The organism is Pseudonocardia ammonioxydans (assembly GCF_900115005.1).
In the GTDB taxonomy this organism is placed as follows: domain Bacteria; phylum Actinomycetota; class Actinomycetes; order Mycobacteriales; family Pseudonocardiaceae; genus Pseudonocardia; species Pseudonocardia ammonioxydans.
In genome coordinates this window covers 1-19,666 of sequence record NZ_FOUY01000026.1, presented here as the reverse complement: position 1 = coordinate 19,666, position 19,666 = coordinate 1, and the positions used below count along the sequence as shown (strand labels likewise).

The 19,666-nt window shown below is 74.9% G+C and carries 20 protein-coding genes; 10 read left to right on the top strand and 10 right to left on the bottom strand.

The window, feature by feature from the left end; genetic code table 11:
* The first annotated feature begins 7 nt into the window (after positions 1 to 7).
* Together BM093_RS22525 and BM093_RS22520 are read left to right on the top strand one after the other, a co-directional pair.
* Entirely contained in the window at positions 8 to 637 is a 630-nt protein-coding gene (locus tag BM093_RS22525) for a TetR/AcrR family transcriptional regulator (RefSeq protein WP_093348622.1), read from the top strand.
* Positions 634 to 1,767: an acyltransferase family protein gene (locus BM093_RS22520; RefSeq protein ID WP_093348617.1), complete on the top strand. Its 1,134-nt coding sequence runs from the start codon at positions 634 to 636 to the stop codon at positions 1,765 to 1,767. The genes BM093_RS22525 and BM093_RS22520 overlap by 4 nt, the downstream gene beginning before the upstream one ends.
* Positions 1,768 to 1,878: 111 nt before the next feature.
* On the opposite strand, the gene BM093_RS22515 is transcribed toward BM093_RS22520, so the two are convergent.
* Both BM093_RS22515 and BM093_RS22510 read right to left on the bottom strand, forming a co-directional pair.
* Positions 1,879 to 2,367 (bottom strand): DUF4188 domain-containing protein, encoded by a 489-nt coding sequence (locus tag BM093_RS22515; protein WP_093348612.1) that lies wholly within the window; start codon positions 2,365 to 2,367, stop codon positions 1,879 to 1,881.
* A 56-nt stretch (positions 2,368 to 2,423) separates the two neighbouring features.
* Complete coding sequence (locus tag BM093_RS22510) at positions 2,424 to 3,602, bottom strand: CaiB/BaiF CoA transferase family protein (RefSeq protein WP_093348607.1); 1,179 nt, start codon at positions 3,600 to 3,602, stop codon at positions 2,424 to 2,426.
* Between the two features lie 113 nt (positions 3,603 to 3,715).
* On the opposite strand from BM093_RS22510, the gene BM093_RS22505 reads away from it, so the two are divergent.
* On the top strand, positions 3,716 to 3,973 hold the full coding sequence (locus BM093_RS22505) for a hypothetical protein (protein WP_093348602.1): 258 nt from the start codon (positions 3,716 to 3,718) through the stop codon (positions 3,971 to 3,973).
* Between the two features lie 100 nt (positions 3,974 to 4,073).
* Here BM093_RS22505 and BM093_RS22500 read toward each other — a convergent pair whose 3' ends face one another.
* Complete coding sequence (locus BM093_RS22500; RefSeq protein WP_093348597.1) at positions 4,074 to 4,496, bottom strand: hypothetical protein; 423 nt, start codon at positions 4,494 to 4,496, stop codon at positions 4,074 to 4,076.
* A gap of 322 nt (positions 4,497 to 4,818) precedes the next feature.
* The gene (locus BM093_RS22495; protein ID WP_093348592.1) at positions 4,819 to 5,187 is read right to left on the bottom strand and encodes a YchJ family protein; all 369 of its coding nucleotides are present in this window, start codon (positions 5,185 to 5,187) and stop codon (positions 4,819 to 4,821) included.
* 89 nt (positions 5,188 to 5,276) lie between these two features.
* Here BM093_RS22495 and cobT point away from each other — a divergent pair, with 89 nt between their 5' ends.
* Genes cobT through cobM form a run of 3 tightly spaced genes read left to right on the top strand, consistent with a single transcriptional unit; the run spans position 5,277 to position 9,149 of the window.
* The gene (cobT, locus tag BM093_RS38215) at positions 5,277 to 7,016 is read left to right on the top strand and encodes a nicotinate-nucleotide--dimethylbenzimidazole phosphoribosyltransferase (protein ID WP_218162877.1); all 1,740 of its coding nucleotides are present in this window, start codon (positions 5,277 to 5,279) and stop codon (positions 7,014 to 7,016) included.
* Entirely contained in the window at positions 7,009 to 8,409 is a 1,401-nt protein-coding gene (gene cbiE, locus BM093_RS22485) for a precorrin-6y C5,15-methyltransferase (decarboxylating) subunit CbiE (protein ID WP_093348582.1), read from the top strand. The genes cobT and cbiE overlap by 8 nt, the downstream gene beginning before the upstream one ends.
* The gene (gene cobM / locus BM093_RS22480; protein ID WP_093348577.1) at positions 8,406 to 9,149 is read left to right on the top strand and encodes a precorrin-4 C(11)-methyltransferase; all 744 of its coding nucleotides are present in this window, start codon (positions 8,406 to 8,408) and stop codon (positions 9,147 to 9,149) included. Before cbiE ends, cobM begins: the two co-directional genes overlap by 4 nt.
* Before the next feature lie 32 nt (positions 9,150 to 9,181).
* Here cobM and zwf read toward each other — a convergent pair whose 3' ends face one another.
* The 4 genes from zwf to galK all read right to left on the bottom strand — a co-directional run bounded on the left by zwf (position 9,182) and on the right by galK (position 12,970).
* Positions 9,182 to 10,678: a glucose-6-phosphate dehydrogenase gene (gene zwf, locus BM093_RS22475; RefSeq protein ID WP_093348572.1), complete on the bottom strand. Its 1,497-nt coding sequence runs from the start codon at positions 10,676 to 10,678 to the stop codon at positions 9,182 to 9,184.
* Positions 10,679 to 10,861: 183 nt separating this feature from the next.
* Positions 10,862 to 11,080: a hypothetical protein gene (locus BM093_RS22470; RefSeq protein WP_093348567.1), complete on the bottom strand. Its 219-nt coding sequence runs from the start codon at positions 11,078 to 11,080 to the stop codon at positions 10,862 to 10,864.
* A gap of 188 nt (positions 11,081 to 11,268) precedes the next feature.
* Complete coding sequence (locus BM093_RS22465; protein WP_093348564.1) at positions 11,269 to 11,778, bottom strand: MarR family winged helix-turn-helix transcriptional regulator; 510 nt, start codon at positions 11,776 to 11,778, stop codon at positions 11,269 to 11,271.
* A 55-nt stretch (positions 11,779 to 11,833) separates the two neighbouring features.
* A complete protein-coding gene (gene galK, locus BM093_RS22460; RefSeq protein ID WP_093348560.1) occupies positions 11,834 to 12,970 on the bottom strand; it encodes a galactokinase in 1,137 nt (378 codons plus the stop codon).
* Positions 12,971 to 13,088: 118 nt separating this feature from the next.
* Here galK and BM093_RS22455 point away from each other — a divergent pair, with 118 nt between their 5' ends.
* Positions 13,089 to 13,841 (top strand): GNAT family N-acetyltransferase, encoded by a 753-nt coding sequence (locus BM093_RS22455; RefSeq protein ID WP_245773718.1) that lies wholly within the window; start codon positions 13,089 to 13,091, stop codon positions 13,839 to 13,841.
* 44 nt (positions 13,842 to 13,885) lie between these two features.
* On the opposite strand, the gene BM093_RS22450 is transcribed toward BM093_RS22455, so the two are convergent.
* Positions 13,886 to 15,070: an ROK family transcriptional regulator gene (locus BM093_RS22450; RefSeq protein ID WP_093348551.1), complete on the bottom strand. Its 1,185-nt coding sequence runs from the start codon at positions 15,068 to 15,070 to the stop codon at positions 13,886 to 13,888.
* Positions 15,071 to 15,265: 195 nt separating this feature from the next.
* On the opposite strand from BM093_RS22450, the gene edd reads away from it, so the two are divergent.
* From edd to nhaA, 3 genes are all read left to right on the top strand, one after another.
* Positions 15,266 to 17,197: a phosphogluconate dehydratase gene (edd, locus tag BM093_RS22445; RefSeq protein ID WP_093348548.1), complete on the top strand. Its 1,932-nt coding sequence runs from the start codon at positions 15,266 to 15,268 to the stop codon at positions 17,195 to 17,197.
* A gap of 76 nt (positions 17,198 to 17,273) precedes the next feature.
* On the top strand, positions 17,274 to 17,891 hold the full coding sequence (gene eda, locus BM093_RS22440; RefSeq protein WP_093348545.1) for a bifunctional 4-hydroxy-2-oxoglutarate aldolase/2-dehydro-3-deoxy-phosphogluconate aldolase: 618 nt from the start codon (positions 17,274 to 17,276) through the stop codon (positions 17,889 to 17,891).
* Between the two features lie 73 nt (positions 17,892 to 17,964).
* Entirely contained in the window at positions 17,965 to 19,188 is a 1,224-nt protein-coding gene (gene nhaA, locus BM093_RS22435) for a Na+/H+ antiporter NhaA (RefSeq protein WP_245773717.1), read from the top strand.
* A gap of 70 nt (positions 19,189 to 19,258) precedes the next feature.
* On the opposite strand, the gene BM093_RS22430 is transcribed toward nhaA, so the two are convergent.
* The coding region (locus BM093_RS22430; RefSeq protein ID WP_281248725.1) for a 4-hydroxyphenylacetate 3-hydroxylase C-terminal domain-containing protein at positions 19,259 to 19,666 on the bottom strand (408 nt) is incomplete at its 5' end.

Genomic DNA, 19,666 nt, shown 5'->3' with positions numbered 1-19,666 from the left:
TCTGGCCGTGCGGTCAGATTCCGGGACGACAGGCCAGAAGACCTTCATCGAGCAGGCGCGGCGACGGCAGATCATCGAGGCGGCCGTCGCCACCCTGGCGGCGGAGGGTTTCGGCAACACGTCCCTGGCGGCGATCGCGCGCACCGCGGGGATCTCGAAGGGGGTCATCTCCTACCACTTCTCCGGCAAGGAGGAGCTGATGGAGGAGTGCGTGACTGCGATCTACACCGGCATCGCCGAACGTGTGCTGCCGCAGCTCGAGGGCCTCGGTCCACTGGAGACGGTGCGGGCACACGTGCTCGCCGTCGCCCGGGACGGCCGGGAGCACCGCGACGAGCTGGTGGCGGTGGGGGAGATCGTCACGCACCTGCGGCGCAAGGACGGCCGGCTGCGGTACGGCATGGCCGACAACGAGGAGCTGTACCGCGGTCTGGAGTGGATGTACGGCCGGGCCGAGGCCGCCGGCGAGGTCCGCCGGTTCGACCACCGCGTCATGGCGGTGACGGTGCAGTCCGCACTGGACTCGATGTTCGTGTACTGGATCGCCCATCCCGGGACCGATCTCGTCGCGTACGCCGAGGAACTCGCCGACCTGATGGTGGCGGCGATCCGACGACCTGAGGGGGAGGGGTCATGACGACGACGGGGGAGCGGGCCGGGCCCGCCGGAGCCGAGGGGGCCGAGGGGGCGCTGCCCGGATTCCGCACGGCGTGGCCGGACGCGGTGCGGGTGGTGCTGACCGCGCTGGTGATCGTCCACCACTGCGCCGTCACCTACTCGCACATCCCGGCCTGGACGTATCACGAACCGCCGGCCGACGGGTCGGCCTCGCTGCTGGACCTGGTCGTCGTGCTGAACCAGGCCTGGTTCATGGGGGCGTTCTTCCTGATCTCCGGCTGGTTCGTGCCGGGCTCGGTGGACCGGCACGGTGTGGCCGGGTTCGTGCGCGGTCGGCTGCTGAGGCTCGGGGTGCCGTTCCTGGCCTTCGTGCTCCTGCTCAAGCCGATCTACTACCTGCCGGCGGCCGGCGGGCAGGAGAACCCGCTGTGGTTCGCGCTGACCGCGCTGGACCCCGGTCCACTGTGGTTCGTGCTGTTGCTGCTGGTGTTCTCGCTGGTCTACGCCGGACTGCGGGCGGCGGGTGCGCTGCGCCCGGGTGGCGCGCCGGGCCGGGTGCCGGGCGTGCTCGCGATCGCCGCAGCGGGTCTCGCGCTCGGTGCGGTGACCTGGGCGTGGTGGGTCGTCGTCCCGAACGGCACGTTCTGGACGGTCCTGCCGTCGGCCGGCTCCCTGCCGCAGTACGCGCTGTGCTTCGCGCTCGGCGTCGCGGGCGGCCGCCGCGGCTGGTTCGACCGGCTGCGCCCGCGGACCGGTGTGACCGCCGCCGTGATCGCGGTGCTCCTTGCGCCGCTGCTGGTCGGCGTCGGCCTGCTCGGGGGCGAGGCGGCGGCCGGGGGCGGTACCGCGATCTCGGCCGTCGCGGCAGTGCTGCACGGGTTGTTCGCGCTGTGCGCGATCGTGGTGGTGCTGGTCGCCGCGCGGCGGTGGCTGGACCGCCCCGGCCCGCGGGCGCGTTTCCTGTCGACCAACGCCTACGCGGTGTACGTGCTGCACGCGCCGATCGTGGCCTGGCTGGGTGTGGCGCTGGCGGCGGTGACGGCACCCGCGGCGGTCAAGGCGCTGATCCTGTTCGCGCTCGCCGCGCCGCTGTGCTGGACCGCGGCCGCGGCGCTGCGCCGGATCGGACCGGTGCGCCGGATCCTGTAGGTCACGCGGCCCGCCGCCCCCGGGAGATCGAGGGGTTCCCGGGGTCGCGGGCCGTGTGGGCGACCCGGCCCGGTTCGCACCGCCGGGTCGCGGCGGGTCGTGCGGCGCCGGTCAGGCCGTCCGGCGGGTGGCGGCCAGGCGCCGCCGGCCGCCCTCGGTGGCCGGGTCGATCGGGCGTGCTCCCAGGGCCTTCGCGAGCCCGGTGGGCGGCATGTCGCCGTAGATGCTCTCGAACTCGCCCGCCACGAACGTCTCGTGCCAGATCCCGACCGCGCCGGGCACCCGGCGGGCCCGCCGGTTGAACGCCGCCCACGCCGGGCGGTGCAGCCGTCCGGTGTCGCCGGCGTAGGCGTAGAGCGACTCGCGGTCCCGCCAGTACTGGATCACCAGCGGGCCGTCGCCGCCCAGTACCAGCCGGTGCCCGAGCAGGCCGGACCCCGGATCCTTGGCGAGCTCGGCGAGCATCCGCGGCATCGCGAGGAACACCGGCAGCCAGGCGTCGACCCGCCAGGGCCTGGTGAAGCGCATGCCGATCAGGAAGACCACGATGCCGGTCCCGTCGTCGGTGGGAGCGTTGGTGGTGCGGGTGTACTGGGCCATGACGCGTCCTCTCCGTTGAGCGGATACTCATGCTATCCGAAAAGCGGGGAGTGACGCTATCCGTTGAGCCAGCTCCGGATCTCCGCGGAGTCCGCTCCCACCGGCGGGGGCGAACGGCGGTACGACGGCGGGGTCGCCGAGTAGGTGACCGGGTTGCGGACCGTCGGGACGGCCGCCGCGTCGGGCGCCCGGACCACCGGCTCGAGACCGAGCTCCTCGGCGAGCGCGACGCCGCCGTCGACCGAGTTGATCGGTCCACAGGGCACGCCGACCTCGGTGATCGCGGTGTACCACTCCTGTGCGGTGCGGGTCGCCAGCCGGGCGAGCAGCCGTTGCTCGATCTCCGCGCGGTGCGAGATCCGGTCGGACATGGTGGCGAAGCGCGGGTCCTCGGCCATCGCCGGATCGCCGAGCACGGTGGCGAGCTTGCGGAACTGCGCGTCGTTGGCGGCGATGACGATCAGCTCGCCGTCCTTGGTCGGCATCGGCTGGTAGGGGAACACGCTCGGGTGCTCATTGCCCATCCGGTGCGGCACCGCCCCGGCGGCCACGTAGGCCTCGGTCTGGTTGACCAGCGCCGACACCGCGACCGAGAGCAGGTTGGTCTCCAGCAGCTGGCCCTGGCCGGTCCGTTCCCGGTGCCGCAGCGCCGAGGAGATCGCCAGCGCCGCGTGCAGCCCGGTCAGCACGTCGAACACCGCCACGCCCGCCCGGTACGGCGGCCCGTCGGCCTCGCCGGTCAGGCTCATCAGCCCGGAGGTGGCCTGCACGAGCAGGTCGTAGCCGGGCAGGTGCGCGCCGCCGCGGCTGCCGAACCCGGAGATCGAGCAGTACACGACCGACGGGTTGTGCTCGGCGACCGAGGCGTGGTCGAGGCCGAACTTTGCCATCCCGCCCGGCTTCATGTTCTCCACCAGCACGTCCGCGCGCTGCGCCAGCCGCCGCGCGGTCGCCAGGTCGTCCGGGTCGGTGAAGTCCAGCACGATCGACCGCTTGTTCCGGTTGATCGACAGGTAGTATGTCGCGATGTCGCCGTGCTCCGGGTCGGTGAGCACCGGCGGCTTCCAGGTGCGGGTGTCGTCCCCGCCCGGGCCCTCCACCTTGATCACGGTCGCGCCGAGGTCGGCCAGCATCATCGTCGCGTAGGGCCCGGCCAGCACCCGGGAGAAGTCGGCGACCAGCACGCCGTCGAGGGGGCCTCCGGTGGGCGCGTCGCCGAGCGGTGAGTGATCCACGTCCGGGGACGCTAGCCGCGCGCTCGGCGCGCTCACAACCGTGGCGGGATCTTGTCGAACCCGGTCGTTCCTGTCGCTTCCGGACGGGTCCCGCCGGGACCAGGATCGACGTCATGACCAGTGCGAACACCCGTCCCGACAGCAGCGGCAGCGCCGTCGTCCGGGCCCTCGTCCGGCTCGGTCGCGCCCTGCGCGACGCCGGTCGCGCCCACGAGGAGCTCTGGGCCCGGCTCGAGCTGATCGACCCGGACCCGTGGGAGGAACTGCACTGGGAGCCGACCGCGAGCGGGTGGCGGCTGTACGGCAGCCGGCTGCCCGACCCGGCGGGGCCGCGCGCCGAGCCGTCCCGGGACCGTCCCGGGCCGCCGTGAGCCGGCGGTGATCGGGGAGTCGTGTCGGTCCGGTGCCGGATCCGGCACCGGATCACCACGACTCCCCGATCATGGAGCGGTGGTGGTGGGCCGGGACCACTCAGCCCGTGCCGGCCTCCCGGGCCACGCGACCTGCGAGCCGGGCCGCCGCGGCGCCGGGGCCGACCGGCTCGGCCTGGGCGTTGACGACCGTCGTCGCGTCCCGGGCCGAGCGGTAGTGGTGTCCCGTCCAGCGCACGCCGCGAGGTGTGCGCAGCTCGCGGACGTTCCCGGTCCCCGGGGTGTCGACCAGGCGCTTCAGGGCGACCGCGCCGTCCACGGAGGGCATGTCGACCACGGCGACCGCGACGACGACCCGGGCGCCGCCCTCCCGCACCTCGAACAGCGCGCGGCCGACGGCGTCGCACGGGGTCGCGGTGAAGAACGCCCGCACCTGCCCGTAGGAGACCGCGGAACAGTCGGTGGTGACGTCACCGTCGCGCCGCTGGACGTCCCGTCCCTCGCGAGCGAGCCGGCGGGCCACAGCGCTCTGGTTTCGGTCACGGGCGCGGACCGTGCGTGCTTCGGAGGAGCCCCGGCCGGAGCGAGCCGCCGACGAGCCGGAGCCGGAGCCGCCGACGCCCGACGAGACGGACGACCCGCCTCCTGCCGCGCCCCCCACCGCACTGCTGGCACCGAGCCCGCCACCGAGCGCGGCAACGCTGATGGCGATGGCGGCGGCACCGAGACCGAGCCCGCCACGCCGAACCCACTTTCCGGTCTTCGGGTCGCGTGGTTGATCCGGCTTGCCCATCCCTACCCCCGATCATGGAACCCACGATGAGTCGTGATCAGGAGACAGGGTGTTACGTAGTCGGGTCCAGCACGCCGTCGACGTAGAACCAGTGGCCGTCCTCGCGGACGAAGCGGCTGCGCTCGTGCAGCACTCCGCCGGCGTGGTGCGCGCGGAACTCGACGACGCCGTCGGTCTCGAACATCGACCCGCCGGTGCGGTCGAGGATCTCCAGCCCGGTCCAGACGGTGCCCGGGTCCGGGCCCAGGCGGCGCGGGCGGGTCGAGGGATGCCAGGACGCCAGCAGGTGCGCGGTGTCACCCCGGACGAACGCGGTGTAGCGGCTGCGCATCAGCGCCTCCGCGGTCGGGGCCGGGCGTCCGGCGAGGACCGGGGCGCAACAGGCGTCCTCGGGACGGCCGGTGCCGCAGGGACAGTTCATGCCCGCCAGTATGTGAGGTGCCCGACCGCCCCCGGCACGTCGGTTGCGCGGCTGCACAGGCGTGTGGTCGGCTCGTTCGCCGCCAGAGCGTGATCATCGGGAGGACCGGGGTGCAGGACTTCTACGACGTGCTGCACTCCCGCCGCGACGTCCGGACCGGGTTCCGGCCCGACCCGATCGACGACGAGGTGCTCACCCGGGTGCTCCGGGCGGCGCACGCCGCGCCCAGCGTCGGCTTCTCCCAGCCGTGGGACTTCGTGCTGGTGCGCGACCCGGCGACCCGGGAACGGGTGCACACCCTGGTCGACGAGCACCGCACCCGCTACGCGGCCTCGCTGCCCGCGGCCCGGGCCGAGGCGCTGCGCTCGATCCGGATCGAGGCCATCCGCGAGACCCCGCTCAACGTCGTCGTCACCGCCGACCCGACCCGCGGCGGCCGGCACACCCTGGGCCGGCACGGGCGTCCGGAGATGGGGCCGTACTCGGCGGCGCTGGCCGTGCAGAACCTCTGGCTGGCCGCCCGGGCCGAGGGCCTGGGCGTCGGCTGGGTGAGCTTCTTCGGCGACGACGGCCTGGCCGAGCTGCACGAGCTGCTGGACCTGCCCCCGCACGTGGAGGTCGTGGCCTACCTCTGCGTCGGGCACGTCGACGCCTTCCCGGACCGCCCCGAGCTGGAGGGGCACGGCTGGGCCCGCCGCCGCCCGCTGGAGTGGGCCGTGCACCAGGAGGGCTGGGGCAGCCGTGGCCTGCCCGGCGCCGAGCCGGTCGCGCTGCTGGAGTCCACGGTGGACGCGGTCGGCCCGGTCGACGAGGCCGCCCGCGGCGCCGCCCGGGAGCGGCTGGACCGGATGACCAAGCCGCGCGGGGCGCTCGGCCGGGTCGAGGACGTCGCGGTCACCCTCGCCGGGATCGCCGCGACGCCGATCCCGCCGGTACCCGCACCGGCCGCCGTCGCCGTGTTCGCCGGCGATCACGGGGTGCACGCCCAGGGCGTCACGCCGTGGCCGCAGGAGGTCACCGTGCAGATGGTGGGCAACATCGTCGGCGGTGGGGCCGTGGTGAACGCCTTCGCCCGTCAGCTCGGCGCCGAGGTGCAGGTGGTCGACGTCGGTGTCGCCGCCGACCTCGACCCGGCGCCCGGTCTGTTGCCCCGCAAGGTCGCCCACGGCACCGCCGACATGACCGAGGGGCCCGCGCTGACCCGGGAGCAGGCCCGCCGCGCCGTCGAGCACGGCATCGAGGTGGCCCGCGACCTGGTGGCCGCCGGGAACCGCTGCCTGCTCACCGGCGACATGGGCATCGCCAACACCACCGCCGCGGCCACGCTGGTCTGCGCGTTCACCGGCGCCGACCCGGCCACGGTGACCGGGCGCGGCACCGGCATCGACGACGCGACCCTGGCCCGCAAGACCGACGTCGTGCGCCGCGCCCTGGAGCGCCACCGCCCGGACCCGGCCGACCCGATCGGCGTGCTCGCCGCCGTGGGCGGGCTCGAGCACGCCGGGCTCGCCGGGTTCGTGCTCGGCGCCGCCGCGCTGCGCACCCCGGTGGTGCTCGACGGCGTGATCGCCGGCGCCGGTGCGCTCGTCGCGGCGGCGCTCGCCCCGGACGTGCCCGGGTACTGCCTGGCCGGGCACCGCTCCGCCGAGCCCGGTGGACGCCTGGTGCTCGAGCACCTGGGGTGCACGCCGCTGCTGGAGCTCGACATGCGCCTCGGCGAGGGCACCGGGGCGTTGCTGGCCCTGCCGGTGCTGCAGGGCGCGGCACGCGCGATGGCCGACGTCGCGACGTTCGACAGCGCCGGGGTCACGGACAAGACCGATGGGTGATCCCGGACCGGACGGGCCGGTGATCACCGTCGTCGGGATCGGGGCGGACGGCTGGGCCGGGCTCGGCGAACCCGCCCGCGCCGCCCTGCGCGAGGCCGAGGTGCTGCTCGGCGGGCCACGCCAGCTCGACCTGCTGCCCGGGGCCGGGGACCGCACCACCCGGGAGCAGGCCGCCCAGGGCGACACCGGCCGGGAGCAGGCGGCCCGGGAGCGCACTGCCCGGGAGCACACCGCCCGGGAGCACACTGCCCGGGAGAACGCCGTGCCGGGGGAGCGCCGGGCGTGGCCGTCGCCGCTGGTCCCGGCCCTGCCCGGGATCCTGGACGAGCTGGCCGGGCGCCGCGTCGCGGTGCTCGCCTCCGGCGACCCGATGTTCTTCGGGATCGGCGCGACCCTGGCCCGCGTCGCCGGACCGGAGCGGCTCCGGGTGCTGCCGCACCCGTCGTCGGTGGCCCTCGCCTGCGCCCGGCTGGGCTGGGCGTCCGAGCACGTGCCGGTGGTGTCGATCGTCGGGCGCCCGCTCGACGCGCTGCGCCGCACCCTGGCCCCGGGGGCCCGCGTCGTCGTGCTGTCGGCCGGGGCCGGGTCGCCGGCCGAGATCGCGGAGCTGCTCACCGGCGCCGGCTGGGGCGGTTCGGCGATGACCGTGCTGGAACGGCTCGGCGCCCCCGACGAGCGGATCGTCACCGGCACCGCCGCCGGCTGGCGGGGCCCGTCGGACGCGCTCAACGTCGTCGGCATCGAGTGCCGCCCCGACCCGGGACTGCGCCCGCCCGGCGAGACCCCCGGACTGCCGGACGCCGCCTACGACCACGACGGCCAGCTGACCAAGCGCGAGGTCCGGGCCGTCACCCTCGCCCACCTGGCCCCGCGGCCCGGCGAGCTGCTGTGGGACGTCGGCGCCGGCTCCGGCTCGATCGGCATCGAGTGGATGCGGGCACATCCGACCTGCCGCGCGGTCGCCGTCGAGTCCCGTTCCGAGCGTGCCGACCGGGTCGCGGCCAACGCCGCCGCGCTCGGGGTGCCGGGCCTGCGCGTCGTCACCGGGCGGGCACCCGAGGTGCTCGCGGGGCTCCCGGAGCCGGACGTGATCTTCGTCGGTGGCGGACTGACCCGCGACGGTGTCCTCGACGCCTGCCTGGCCGCGTTGCGGCCCGGCGGCCGGCTCGTCGCCAACGCCGTCACCGTGCAGACCGAGGCGCGGCTCGCCGCCGCGCACGCCGACCACGGCGGTGAGCTCGTCCGGCTGCAGGTGGCCCGCGCCGAACCCCTCGGCCGCCGGCCGGGGACGGCAGGAGGCGGAGCCGACGGGGTGGGTGAGCACAGCTTCCACGGCTGGCGGACGGCGATGCCGGTGACCCTGTGGAGCTATCAGAAGGGATCCCAGTCGTGACCGTGCACTTCATCGGGGCGGGGCCGGGGGCGGTCGACCTGCTGACCCTGCGGGCCCGTGACCTCATCGCCGCGTCCCCGGTCTGCCTCTACGCCGGCAGCCTGGTGCCGCCGGAGATGCTCGAGATCTGCCCGCCCGACGCGCGCACGATCGACACGGCGCTGATGACCCTCGACGAGATCACCGACGAGATGGTGCGCGCGCACCGGCACGGCCTCGACGTCGCCCGGTTGGCGTCCGGGGACCCGTCGGTGTTCTCCGCGCTGGCCGAGCAGATGCGCCGGCTCGAGGAGCAGGGTGTCCCGTACGACGTGTGTCCCGGGGTCCCCGCCTATGCGGCGGCGGCCGCCGCGCTGGGCCGGGAGCTGACGGTGCCGACCGTCGCGCAGACCGTGACCCTCACCCGGATCGCGGCCCGGGCCACCCCGATGCCCGACCACGAGGGGCTCGTGGCCCTCGGGCAGGCCGGCGGGACCGTCGTGCTGCACCTGGCCGTGCACCGCATCGACGAGGTCGTCGAGGCCCTCGCCCCGGCCTACGGCGGCGACTGCCCGGCCGCCGTGGTCGCGCACGCGTCGCGGCCGCACGAGGTCGTGCTGCGCGGGACCCTGGCGGGGATGCCCGCGGCGGTCCGGGAGGCCGGGATCGAGCGCACCGCCGTGGTCATCGTCGGCGAGGCGCTCGCGGCCCGGCACTTCCCGGACTCACACCTGTACTCGGTGGGGCGAAGCCGGTCGTGAGTGGTTGTCGCGGTCAGGGCCGCGACAACCACTCACGAGCCCCATGTACGCCCGTCGCGCTCGATCAGCGTCGCGGCGGCCGCGGGGCCGTCGCTGCCCGCCGCGTACGGGCGCGGCTGCTGGTCGGTGTCCGCCCAGGTCCGCATGATCGGTTCCACCCAGCGCCAGGCGGCCTCGATCTCGTCGCGGCGCATGAACAGGGTCGGGTTGCCGCGCAGCACGTCCATCAGCAGCCGCTCGTAGGCGTCCGGCAGCCGGTCGCCGAAGGTGCGCGCGAAGCTCAGGTCCAGCGGCGCCGGGATCGGGCGGATCCCGCCGGGCCCGGGCTCCTTCGCGGTCATGTGCAGCCGCACGCCCTCGTCGGGCTGCAGCCGCAGCACGAGCCGGTTCGCGGGCAGCTCCTCCCCGAACGCCGGGAAGATCGAGTGCGGGACCGGCTTGAACTGCACGACGATCTCCGAGGCGTGCCGGGCCAGCCGCTTGCCGGTGCGCAGGTAGAACGGCACCCCGGCCCAGCGCCAGTTCGCGACCTCGGCGCGCAGCGCCACGAACGTCTCGGTGTTCGAGGGCTCCTGCTCGCGTGGCGTACCGGCCCGGGACTCGGCCAGCTCGGTCGTGTAGCCAGGCACGGCGGTGCCGTCGACCAGCCCCTCGGTATAGCGCCCGCGCACGGTGTCGCGGACGACTCCGGGACCCTCGAGCGGGGTCAGTGAGCGCAGCACCTTGAGCTTCTCGTCGCGCACCCCCTCGCCGTCGATCCGCGCGGGTGGCTCCATCGCGACCAGGCAGAGCAGCTGCAACAGGTGGTTCTGCACCATGTCGCGCAGCGCGCCGCTGTCGTCGTAGTAGTCGGCCCGGTTCCCGACGCCGATCGACTCGGCCACGGTGATCTGCACGTGGTCGATCTGGCCGGCGTTCCACAGTGGCTCGAACAGCGAGTTGCCGAACCGCAGGACCAGCAGGTTCTGGACGGTCTCCTTACCGAGGTAGTGGTCGATCCGGTAGATCTGCTCCTCGGCGAAGACCGAGCCGACCTCGTCGTTGATCTCGCGCGCCGAGCTCAGGTCGTGGCCCAGCGGTTTCTCCAGCACCACGCGGGTGCGGTCGTCGACGATGCCGGCCTGCGCGCTGCCGACGCAGATCCGCCCGAACAGCTGCGGCGCGGAGGCGAGGTAGAGCACGCGGATCCGCGCTCCGTCCTCGTCCGCGGGCCCCAGCAGGCCGGACAGCTCGGACCAGTCGTCGTCGGCGACGTCGAGCGTCACGTGGTGCAGTCGCCGCAGGAACCGGGAGTGCACGTCGTCGTCGGCGCAGGCGTCGGGGCCGGCCCAGCGGGGCGCGGTCCGGCGCAGCTCGGAGTCGACCTTGTCCCGGTAACCGTCGTCGCCGAGGCCGGAGCGGGACACGGCGACGATGCGGGTGCCCTCGGCGAGCTGGTCGTCGCGGTCGCGCAGGTACAGCGCGGGCAGCAGTTTGCGCATGGCGAGGTCGCCGGTACCGCCGAAGACGACGATGTCGGCGGCGTCCATGACGGGAAGCGTGTGCGGCACGAGCCCTCTCCTGGGTTGAACGGGATCCTCTGGTGCCTGGTCGGCCGTACGGGCCTTTTCCGTACTGTACCGATTCGGATCCGTCTTCCAAGAGCGGAAGCGGGGCCCGTGGTGCGTGAGATCGTGCACCGCGGGGCCCCGCCGAATCACATCACTGCCGAATCACCCGCTGGGTTGTGTGTGCAGCAGCTCGCAGGTGCGCTGCACCTCGCCCCAGACGCGGCGTGCCTCGGGATCGCGATCGAGCCACTCCCGGGCGGCCGCGGCCGCCTCGGCGTCACCGTTCTCGCTGAGCACGTGCATGTCGACCAGTCGGTCGAGCCACTCGGGGTCCGACGGTCCCGGGCCGGCCGTGCTGATCGGGCCGGACGTGCCGACCACTCGTTCGTCCTCGGTATCCATCACAAGCCTGTCCACCACAACCCCTGTCGGTTCGTCCTCGTCGACGCGCCTCCACGGTTGCGTAGCCGCACTGATTGCGCAAGCGCAATCGAGGTGTGTCGCCGCTCACCGCTGCGGAGCGAGGGTCGGGCGGATGCACACGGCCGGGTGCCGGGCCGATCAGCCGGTCAGGTCGGCCAGCCCAGGGACCAGACGGCCGAGCGGGGGATCGGGTCGCCGGCGTCGGCGAACGCGGCGGCCCCGGTGCCCAGGGCGTCGCGGTGCGCGGCCGGCATCCGGTCCACGATCGCGCCGACCGCGGCCCGCCGGTGCTCCATGATCCCGGCGACGAGATCCTGCCCGCTGGGGGAGAGCTCGAGCAGCAGGTTGCGGCGGTCGGCGGGGTCGTCGCGACGCCGCAGCAGTCCGGCGCCGACCAGCCGCTCGACCGCGCGGGTGGCGTTGGAGGGGTGGACGGCGAGCTCCTGGGCGACCTCGCGGAGGCTCGACGGCGACCGGCTGGCCACCATGACCAGGATCCGCAGCTGCGGCAGCGTCACGGTGTCGGCCAGCTCGGCCACCGACTGGGCGCTGAGCCCGACCAGCACCCGCGCCGCGGCGAGCACCGCCTCGACCGCGGCATCGCGTGTCCCCGTGTGGCCGGGACCGCCGGCCCCGTCCCGTTCCGCTGCTGTCATGCCCCCACCCGAGACTCTGCTGCCGACCACGGTAGGCGCCGGTGCCACGGGCTGCTCAGGCGAGCCTGCCCGCGCCGTCCGACGGGGTGCCGGGGAACACCGCGGGTGCGGCCCAGCCGCGCTCGGCGTAGGCCCGCTCGACCGCGGCGGTCACCCCGCCGACCGCGTCCTCCGGGCAGAGGGCGATCACGCAGCCGCCGAAGCCGCCACCGGTCATCCGGGCGCCGGTCGCACCGCCGGCGCGGGCGGCCTCGACCGCCACGTCCACGTGCGGGACGGTGATCTCGAAGTCGTCGCGCATCGAGGTGTGCGAGGCGTCGAGCAGCGGCCCGATCCCGCGCGGGTCGGCGCCCGCGCCGAGCAGCCGCACCACCTCGAGCACCCGGGCGTTCTCGGTGACGACGTGCCGCGCGCGGCGGCGGACCCGGTCGTCGGGCAGCCGGTCGAGGTCGGCGGGGACCGCGTCGCGCAGCGCGGGCACCCCGAGCGCGGCGGCGGCGCGCTCGCAGTCGGCGCGGCGGGCGCCGTACTCCCCGCCGGCGTGCGCGTGCGGCGCCCGGGTGTCGATCACCAGCAGCTCCAGCCCGTGCGCCGCCAGGTCGAACGGGACCCGCTCGACGGTGTCGTCGCGGGTGTCGAGGAAGACCAGCTGCCCGGCCCGGCCGTGCACCGCGGCCATCTGGTCCATCCCGCCGGTGGGCGCGCCGACGAACTCGTTCTCCGCCCGCCGGGCGATGCGCGCCAGCTCGGTCGGCGCGACCTGCACCCCGGCCAGCCCGGCCAGCGCGACGCCGACCGCGCACTCCACCGCCGCCGACGACGACAGCCCGGCCCCGACCGGGACATCGGAGTCCAGCTCCAGCACGACCTCGCCGACCGGGTACCCGGCCTCGCGGAACGCCCAGCAGGTCCCGGCCACGTAGGCGGCCCAGCCCCCGACGTCACCGGGTGCGACCGAGGCCGCGGTGAACTCGACCGCGCCCGCGGGTTCCTGCGCCGACCGCACCCGGCTCACCGGCCCGGTCGCCGGCGCCGCGGCGACCACCGCGCGGTGCGGCAGCGCGAACGGCAGCACGAAGCCGTCGTTGTAGTCGGTGTGCTCGCCGATTAGGTTGACCCGCCCCGGGGCGAACCACACCCCGGCCGGGGCACCGCCGTGACGGGCGGCGAAGGCGTCGGCGACGACGGTCATGGGCACTCCTGGTCCGTTCGGCCCCGTGCGCGGGGGCGCGTTCAGCGACGGCAACGCGGGCGACGTCGGCGGCGCCACGGGTCCGGTGCGGCGGACCGGCGGGTACCGTAGCGAACCTGTGACCTCTTCCGACGACCCGCTCGACGCCGTCCTGCGCAACCCGGTCCCGGCCGCGCTGACCGGCCCGCAACGCGCGTTCGGCGCGGTCCGCGGCGCCGCCGCCCGGTTCCATCCGGAGGTCTGCCCGTTCGCCGGGCTGCCCCTCGACCCCACCGGCGACGACTGGGCCGACCTCGCCGCACTGTGCGACCCGGGCAGCGAGGTCGTCGTGGTGCGGGCCGGTGACGTCCCGCCCGTGCTGCCGGCGGGCTGGGAGCTGGTGCAGCGGTTCGCCGGCGTCCAGATGGACGGCGCCGCGGTGCCCGGCGAGCCGGACGTCGACGCCGTCGAGCTCGGGCCGGCCGACCACGCGGCGATGGCCGAGCTGACCGGACGGACCCGGCCCGGACCGTGGCTGGACCGCACCGCCGAGCTCGGTCGCTACGTCGGGTTCCGGCACGACGGCAGGCTGATCGCGATGGCGGGGGAGCGGATGCGGATCGGACCGGACGGCGGCGGCGCGGCCGCGACCGGCGGGGTGACCGGTGGGGTGACCGAGATCAGCGCCGTGTGCACCGACCCGGAGTTCCGCGGCAAGGGCCTGGCCCGGCGCCTGGTGAACGTGGTCGCCGCCGGGATCGTGGCCCGCGGCGAGCGTCCGGTGCTGCACGCGTCGGCGGCCAACGAGGGCGCGATCCGGCTCTACCGGGCGATGGGCTTCACGCTGACCCGGGCGATGCGGTTCGACCTGCTGCGCACGCCCACGGTGTGAGGGCAGGACCGCAGGACGGGTGAGCCCAGGACTTCCCGGCCGGGTCAGGACGACAGCGTCGCGTCGACCGAGGCGGGGGAGAGCACCTCGTCCAGCACCAGGATCGCGCAGCCGATCACGCCGCTGCGCCCGTGGAGCAGGCCCGGCTCGATCCGCAGGCTCTGGGTCGCGGTCGCCATCGAGCGCCGGTAGATCGCCTCGCGCACCCCGGCGACCAGCGGGTCGAACGCGCCCACGAGGTCGCCGCCGATCGCGACCAGGGCCGGGTTGACCAGGTTCACCGCCGCGGCGAGCACCTCACCGAGCCGGCGCCCGGCGATCCGGACCAGCCGCACGGCGTCCGGGTCGCCCTGCTTCACCAGCGCGACGACGTCGGCGATCGTCGACACCGCGCCCTCCGGCCGCCCGGCCGCCAGGTCGCGCACCAGTGCCCGGCCGGAGGCCAGCACCTCCAGGCAGTCGACGTTGCCGCAGCCGCAGCCGATGCCCGGCCCGTCGTGGACCGGGATGTGCCCGATCTCCCCGGCCGCCCCCCACGCGCCGCGCTGCAGGGCGCCGCCGGAGACCAGGCCGGCACCCACCCCGGACCCGATCTTGACCATCAGCAGGTCGTCGACGTCCGGGTGCGCGGCCTGCTCGGCCAGCGCCATCACGTTCACGTCGTTGTCCACCCGGACCGGGGCCGGGAACCGCTCGGTGAGCATCGGTGGCAGCGGGATCCGCTCCCAGCCCGGTAGCGACGGCACGCCGACCGACCAGCCCCGGGCGGCGTCCACCGTGCCGGGGATCGACAGGCCGATCCCGCGGATCCCGGTGTCGCCGGTCCCCGCGTCGAGCAGCAGCTTCTCCAGGACGGTCACGGCGTCGCCGATCAGCCGGTGCGGCCCGACCGCCGCCGGCAGGTCGATCACGTCCTCGGCCAGCACGGTGCCGGTGAGGTCGCAGACCGCGGCCTTCGACCGGCTGACGCCGATCGAGAGTGCGAGCACGGTGCCGCCGGCGGCGTTGAACTCCAGGCGCGCGGCGGGCCGCCCGCCGGTGGCGGCCGCGCCGATGACCTCGGTGACGAGCCCGTCGGCGAGCAGCCGCCCGACGCGGGCGGCGACGGCGGTCCGGGACAGGCCGGTCTCCCGGCCGATCTCGGTCCGGGTGCCGGCCACGCCGTCCCGGACCAGCCGGAAGATCTCGCCCGCGGTCGCGGGCGCGCTGGTCGGGGTGCGTCCTCGCATTCGTCCAGTGAACCACAGGGCTTTGAGCTGGCAAAACGCTGATCAGCTCACATATATGTCTTGAGAGTGCGGAAGTGGTTCGATACGGTGCGTATTGCGCCGGTGCCGACGCACCATCGCCCGCGCGCCGCACGGTCCGAGACCACGCAGACCACGCAGTCCGAGACCACCCCACCACCTGGAGATCGCCGCACCGTGACCGCTGCTCCCGGAACAGCCGCCCCGGAACCGCATCCCGTCCTCGCCGAGGTCACCGACCGGGTCGTCGCCCGGTCCGCCGCCGGTCGCGCGGCCTACCTCGAGCGCATCCGCTCCGCCGCCGCACAGGAACCGGCCGGTCCCAGCCGCGGGTCGCTGGGCTGCGCGAACCTCGCGCACGGCGCCGCCGCCTGCGGCCCCGACAAGCTGACGCTCACCGCGTCGCCGGCGCGCAACGTCGCGATCGTCACCGCCTACAACGACATGCTCTCGGCACACCAGCCGTTCGAGACGTTCCCGGCGCTGATCAAGCAGGCCGCCCGGGACGCCGGCGGGGTGGCCCAGGTCGCCGGCGGGGTCCCCGCCATGTGCGACGGGATCACCCAGGGCCGGGCCGGGATGGAGCTGTCGCTGTTCTCCCGCGACGTCATCGCGATGTCGACCGCGGTCGCGCTCTCGCACGACATGTTCGACGCCGCCGTCCTGCTCGGGGTCTGCGACAAGATCGTTCCGGGCCTGGTGATGGGCGCGTTGTCGTTCGGGCACCTGCCGGTGCTGCTCGCCCCGGCCGGCCCGATGTCCTCGGGGCTGCCGAACGCGGAGAAGGCCCGCGTCCGCCGGGCCCACGCCGCGGGCGAGGCCGGCCGCGAGGAGCTGCTCGAGGCCGAGTCGCGCAGCTATCACGGCCCGGGGACCTGCACGTTCTTCGGCACCGCGAACTCCAACCAGCTGCTGATGGAGATCATGGGCCTGCACCTGCCGGGGTCGTCGTTCGTCAACCCGGGCACCCCGCTGCGCGACGCGCTGACCGCGGAGACGACCCGCCGCGCGCTCGCCGCGGCCGGTGACCCGGCGGCGGCGATGGGCGAGATCGTCGACGAGAAGGCGGTGGTGAACGGGGTGGTGGCGCTGCTGGCCACCGGCGGGTCCACCAACCACACGATGCACCTGGTCGCGATGGCCGCCGCCGCGGGCGTCGAGCTGACCTGGGACGACTTCGCCGACCTGTCCGCTGTGGTGCCGCTGCTGGCCCGGATCTACCCCAACGGCACCGCCGACGTGAACCACTTCCAGGCCGCGGGCGGTACGTCGGTGCTGGTCCGGGAGCTGCTCGGGGCCGGGCTGCTGCACGAGGACGTGCACACCGTCGACGGGCCCGGACTGTCGCGCTACACCCGCGAACCCTTCCTGGACACCTCCGGCGACGGCTCCGGGAGCGCGGCCGCGCCGGTCTGGCGGGAGGGCCCGGCCGAGAGTCTGGACAAGTCGGTGCTGCGCGGGGTCGCCGACCCGTTCGCCCCGGACGGGGGCCTGCGGGTGCTGCACGGCAACCTCGGCCGCGCGGTCGTGAAGACCTCCGCCGTCGAGCCGGACCACCGCGTCGTCGAGGCCCCCGCGGTCGTGGTCGACGACCAGGACGAGCTGCTCGCCGCCTACCACGCCGGCCGGCTGGACGGGCGCGATCTCGTCGCCGTCGTGCGGAACCAGGGGCCGCGGGCCAACGGGATGCCGGAACTGCACAAGCTCACCCCGGCGCTCGGTGTGTTGCAGGGCCGGGGGCAGCAGGTCGCGATCGTGACCGACGGGCGGATGTCCGGTGCGTCCGGCGCGGTCCCGGCCGCGCTGCACGTGACGCCCGAGGCCGCGCAGGGCGGGCCGCTGCAGCAGGTGCGCGACGGCGACCGGATCCGGCTCGACACCCTCGACGGCACGCTGTCGCTGCTGGTCGCCCCGGAGGAGCTGGAAGCACGCCAGCTGGAGGCCCGCGAGTCGGAGGGGCGCGAGTCGGAGGGGCGCGAGCCGGACGGGCGCGAGCCGGACGGGCGCACCGGGGTGCCCGGTGCGGCCGTCGGCACCGGCCGGGAGCTCTTCGCCGCGTTCCGGGCCGCCGTGGGCCCGGCCGACCGCGGTGCCGCGGTCATCCTGTAGTCCCGAACCCCGACGGGCCCTGCGCCCGGCGAGCCCCCGCCCCGGCGGACGGCGACCGACGATCCCAGGAGGAGTCATGAGCGAGAAGCTGCTGGAACAGGCCCCGGTCGTCCCGGTCGTCGTCCTGGACGACGCCGAGGCCGCGGTGCCGCTGGCCCGGGCGCTGGTCGAGGGCGGGCTGCCCGTCATCGAGGTCACCCTGCGCACCCCGGCCGCCACCGAGGCCGTGCGCCGGATCGCCGCCGAGGTCCCCGGCGCCGTCGTGGGGACCGGCACGGTCCGGACGCCTGCCGACGTGCGGGCCTCCGCCGACGCCGGTGCCCGGTTCCTGGTCAGCCCCGGCACCACCCCGCGGCTGCTGGACGCGATGGAGGACTCGGGCCTGGACCTGCTGCCCGGCACGTCGTCGATCTCGGAGATGCTGGCGGTGGCCGAACGCGGGCACACCGCGATGAAGTTCTTCCCGGCCGAGGCCGCCGGCGGGCGCCCGTACCTGAAGGCGGTCGCCGGGCCGCTGCCGGAGCTGCGGTTCTGCCCGACCGGCGGGATCACCGTGGACAGTGCGCCGGACTACCTGGCGCTGCCCAACGTCGCCTGCGTCGGCGGGACCTGGCTGACCCCGGCCGACGCGGTGGCCGCCGGGGACGTCGACCGGATCCGGGAGCTGGCGTCGGTGGCGGCGGCCCTACGGTAGGGTCCCTCCCGGTGTGCCGGGAAGTCTGGTCGGCGAGCGATGACCGCTGCCCGCCGACGCCCCCGGAGCGCCCGTGAACACCCCCGCCGCCACCTCGCCCGCCCGCCGCCTCGGCGACCTGCTGCGTGCGGAGGTGGTGGGCGGTGTGCTGCTCGTCGGCGCCGCCGTGCTCGCGCTGCTGTTCGCGAACTCCCCGTGGCGCGACGCCTACACCGCGCTGGCCGGGTTCACCGTCGGGCCCGCCGCGCTGCACCTGGACCTGCCGCTGGCCACCTGGGCCGCGGACGGGCTCCTCGCGATCTTCTTCTTCGTCGTCGGGCTGGAGCTCAAACGCGAGTTCCTGGCCGGTGACCTGCGCGACCCGCGCCACGCACTGCTCCCGTGCACCGCCGCCGTCGGCGGCATGATCGCGCCGGCCCTGATCTACGTCGCGATCAACCTGTCCAACCCGGACGCGCTCGTCGGCTGGGCGATCCCCACCGCGACCGACATCGCCTTCGCCGTCGCCGTGCTCGCCGTGCTGGGGTCCAGCCTGCCCGCGGCGCTGCGGATCTTCCTGCTGACCCTGGCCGTCGTCGACGACCTGCTGGCGATCACGATCATCGCGATCTTCTACACCGAGCAGCTGTCCGCGCCGGCACTGCTCGGTGCCCTGGTGCCGCTGGCACTGTTCACCCTGGCCGTGCAGCGCGGCGTCCGTGCCTGGTGGGTGCTGCTGCCGCTCGCCGCACTGACCTGGGTGCTGGTGCACGCCTCCGGCGTGCACGCCACGGTGGCCGGGGTGCTGCTGGGCTTCGCGGTGCCGGTGCTCGGGCACCGGAGGGTGCACGGGGTGTCGCTCTCGGAGCACTTCGAGCACCGCTGGCGGCCGATCTCGGCCGGGTTCGCGGTGCCGGTGTTCGCGTTCTTCGCCGCCGGGGTGACCGTGGTCGGCGGCGGGAACCTCGGCGCCGCGCTGACCGACACGGTGACCCTGGGGATCATCGTCGGCCTGGTCGTCGGCAAGACCGTCGGCGTGCTGGGTGCGACGTGGCTGGTCCAGCGGTTCACCGCCGCCCGGCTCTCGCCGGACCTCGGCTGGTGGGACGTGCTCGGGCTGGCCCAGCTCGCCGGCATCGGGTTCACCGTGTCGCTGCTGGTCGGGGAGCTGGCGTTCGGCACCGGAACCCCGCAGGACGACCACGTCAAGATCGGGGTGCTGACCGGGTCGCTGACCGCGGTGCTGCTGGCCACGGTCGTCCTGCGGATCCGCAACGCCCACCACCGGCGGCTCGCCGACGGGGACCGCGGTCGCTGAACAGGCCGCAGACGCGGGCGCGCCGCCCACGCCGGAGCGTGGACGGCGCGCCCGGTACCCACCGGACCGGTCAGCGGTTGCGGAACATCGACACGTCGTCGTTGTTGGCCAGGTCCGGCACGGTCCAGCCCTTGAGGTCGTACTCGTCGAGGCACTGCTCGGCGAAGCCCTTCATCGCCCCGGCCATGCCGGACTGTTCGGCGGCGCCGAGCAGCTCGGCGCGCACGCCCTCGTGGTTGCCGGAGTAGTTGCGCTCGTAGAGCTCGTGGCGGCCGCCGAACTCGGTGCCGATGGAGTCCCAGATCAGCTTCATCAGCTTGACCCGGTCCACGGCCTCGTAGCCGTTCGAGCCGCGCACGTACTTGTCGAGGTAGGGCCGCACCTGCGGGGACAGGAAGTCCGCGGCGTGGCTGGGCAGGTAGATCAGCGAGGCGCCGAGGTCCTGCATGATGATCTCCTTGACCCGGGGGTAGCCCTG